Origin of the sequence: Acinetobacter sp. Lyrl_1, assembly GCF_051948795.1 — a bacterium.
GTDB classification, from domain to species: Bacteria; Pseudomonadota; Gammaproteobacteria; order Pseudomonadales; family Moraxellaceae; genus Acinetobacter; species Acinetobacter towneri.
This window is the reverse complement of record NZ_JAYJLK010000080.1, coordinates 1-3,235: the sequence shown is the minus strand read 5'-3', so window position 1 is coordinate 3,235 and position 3,235 is coordinate 1. Positions and strand designations below refer to the sequence as shown.

Sequence of the window (3,235 nt, the reverse complement as noted above, 5' to 3'; positions counted from 1 at the left end):
CGATCAAAGGGGTCAATTTTACTTTGCCATTTGAAAGGTAAAAGGGGGCAATTTTAGAATGCCGTTGACAGCAGCAGGGTTGCGCGTAAATACAAGCATACGACTGATTCAAACCATCGTTTGCCTACAGCACCCAATCTGTTAGAGCGTCAATTTACAGTCATTCAGCCTAACAAGGTTTGGACAACGGATATTACCTATATCCGTACCAAGCAAGGTTGGCTGTATTTATGTGTGATGCTGGATCTATTTAGTCGTCGTATCGTGGGGTGGCAAACCAGCCATCGAATAGAGCGCCAGTTGGTGTGTGATACGTTTAACTATGCAATGGTTCGTCAGGGTTATCCAACTGGTGTTATGGTTCATTCGGACCAAGGTTCACAGTACTGTAGTCGTGATTTTAGAGCGCTGTTACTGACAAATGATTGTACTCAGAGTATGTCTAGACGTGGAAACTGTTGGGATAATGCAGTGACTGAAAGCTTCTTTCATACATTGAAAGGTCATGTGGTCCATGGCAGTGTGTTTGCCACTCGAAAAGAAGCGAATGCTGTCTTGTTTGACTATATTGAGATTTATTACAATCGGGTCAGAAGACATTCTGCAAATGGCTGGTTAAGCCCTGAAGCCTTTGAGAAGAAATATTTTAAGAATTTAGAGGGATTTGTTGTCCACGATACTGTCTAGGATCAGTGGTCTAATTAACAGAACCATATTATAGGACGACCTGATCGATGCCCTTCGTGAATAGATGAAAATTGGTATTGTATAAATTATAAGTCTTTGTACAATCAGTCTGGAAATCTCCCTAAAAATAAAATTTATTAAAAATATTCATATAAGTCCTATTTCTTTTGCTAATTTCACTGCATTTATTCTACTTCTAACTGATAATTTTCTATATATGTTACGTATATGTGTATCGATTGTATGCCTTGAAAGTGATAACTCTCTACTAATTTCTTTATTAGTCAAGCCAATAGCTACCTGATTTAATATATGGATTTCTTTCGAACTTAGTTTTTCACAATTATCTTGTGTAGATATAAGATTCTCTATTTTATTATCTCTTAATTCAAATAAAATTTTGCCTGCAACGAATGGATCAATAGGTGAGCCTCCTAATGCTAGCGTGTTTAATGCCAATAAAAGTTCAACATCATCTCTTTCTTTTAACATATATCCTACTGCACCAGCTTTTATAGCCGATAAAACTATGTCACTATTTGACCATGCAGAAATCACCATAGAAAGGGTATTTGGTAAATAGGTATTAACCCATTTAATCAAATCTTGACCATATCCATCAGGCAGGCCTAAATCCACTAATATTAAGGTTGGATGATAATTCTTCAATTCATTATAGGCATCTTTCAAACTTTTTGAAAATTTTATATTCTCGTGATTGACATTAAAACCTTCCAGTATTTTTAGTAATCTATGTTGCATTGAAATACAATCTTCAACTATTAATATTTTATAAAAAACACCATTTTTTTGATCACCAATCATATTAAACCTCATCATTTGAATAAATTTAATATTAACTCCTCATGGGATTTAATATTTTTTGTATTATTGATTGACAAATTGGTTAAAAAACTATTTGCTTCCTCTCTATAAATTTCATAATTAGCATCATGATGTTCTATTACATCAATTAAAATTTCTGCACCAGAGTATGCATTAAAACCATCATATCTATATCCAACTGGCAATAAGGTAGAATTATGAATCAATGGATAGCCCCCATATAAAGCATCATAATATGCATAATTAAGACCATTTTCCCATTGATGTGCTACCACAACGTCAGTATATCTAGCCAAAAAGTCAGGCATTTGATATCTTCTTTCCACAGTCATAATGTTTTTTTTAACAATATCAGTTCTGCCAATAAAATTATGAAATGCTTTTTGATCTTTCTTATCAAATGTATTGCACATATATATATGTTTTATTAAATCAGGATTTTTCCTATAAGCCTGCTCACATATTAATATAGGAATGTAGCTGGTTTTTAATATATTTATATTAGCTTCAAAAGAAGCTATACGCTTAGTTTTACTTCCAGGTTGATAACCAAAAATAATTTTTTGTTTTTTTAGTTTTTCTATAATCTTATCTGAAAAAATAGGTTCCCATATATGAGGCAAAATATAAACAGGAGCTCTCCCCACTATAGAAAAATATGAAAAACATGTATTCTCATGTTGTGGCAATGTCCATATCGCATCATAATTACAGCCATTAAAGTATCTACCAGGTTCTTTATTAAATACAAAAGACTCCATTTCCATTATAAAATCATTACCCATCCTATAACTTACCACTTTTCCACCATTATTATGAACTAATTCACAATGAATTGGTTCTATCATTACTGTTCCTTCTATTAATAAATCCAACTTATCAACAACATCATTTAATGATTCAATTTTTATTTCTAAATCATCTATCATCAATCCCTTAGGAGGTGTCGTTCTATTACCCAAGAAAACCAAACTGACATTTTCTACAATTGATAGTTTTTTTAATAAAAGATATAAAAAAATAATATTTTGTACAGCACCATTTGCCCAAATGTCAGAACATTGGTCATCTAAATAAAAGCTAATACCTACGTATAACTTCTTTGATAGCATTTTTTATACTCTCTTTAAAATTAAAAACCTACCTTTATTAAAAAGGTAGGCATATTATCAATTTATTTGATTTACCATGTAAATGACATACCAGCACCTACAGCAGCTGTTCTAGAATCTCCAAATCCATTGGATAATGAACCTTTAACACTTACTCCATTATTGAAATAATGGCTTGCACCAATAGCTATTGCTGATTTGCTATCATAGTGTCCAAGTCCTAAACCAAAACTAGTAGCACCTTTATAAGCTGGAGTAGGAATATTGACCATTGCAGCAATTCCTGCAATCCCTCGTGCAGCTCTATCGCGATTCTCATCTATTTGCTTAGAATTATAATCAACACGGGCTGCTAGGTTTTTGAAGGTTGAACTGTTACTTATAGTTGAATCTATATTATCAACAATATATTGTGCTGCAGCGGCAGAACTTGCTGATGCTGTTGCATAAGTTAAAGAATCTACAGCAGAACTTGCTGATGCTGTTGCATAAGTTAAAGAATCTACAGCAGAACTTGCTGATGCTGTAGCGGACATAGCAGATAACTCTGCATCTTGATTTGCTCTTACAGCTGATGATTCTGCTAGTAA

General features: G+C 33.1%; 3 protein-coding genes and 1 pseudogene. 1 reads left to right on the top strand and 3 read right to left on the bottom strand.

Annotation, left to right across the window (positions count from 1 at the left end):
• Nucleotides 1-72: 72 nt before the first annotated feature.
• A pseudogene (locus tag VF675_RS13505) lies at nucleotides 73-687 on the top strand (IS3 family transposase); the annotation flags it as partial.
• 147 nt (nucleotides 688-834) lie between these two features.
• On the opposite strand, the gene VF675_RS13500 reads toward VF675_RS13505, so the two are convergent.
• The 3 genes from VF675_RS13500 to VF675_RS13490 all read right to left on the bottom strand — a co-directional run.
• A complete protein-coding gene (locus tag VF675_RS13500) occupies nucleotides 835-1,512 on the bottom strand; it encodes a LuxR C-terminal-related transcriptional regulator (protein WP_440205371.1) in 678 nt (225 codons plus the stop codon).
• 11 nt (nucleotides 1,513-1,523) lie between these two features.
• The gene (locus VF675_RS13495; RefSeq protein WP_440205370.1) at nucleotides 1,524-2,645 is read right to left on the bottom strand and encodes a DUF2827 family protein; all 1,122 of its coding nucleotides are present in this window, start codon (nucleotides 2,643-2,645) and stop codon (nucleotides 1,524-1,526) included.
• Between the two features lie 71 nt (nucleotides 2,646-2,716).
• Nucleotides 2,717-3,235 (bottom strand): YadA C-terminal domain-containing protein (locus VF675_RS13490; RefSeq protein ID WP_440205369.1); only part of this gene is annotated, 519 nt, incomplete at its 5' end.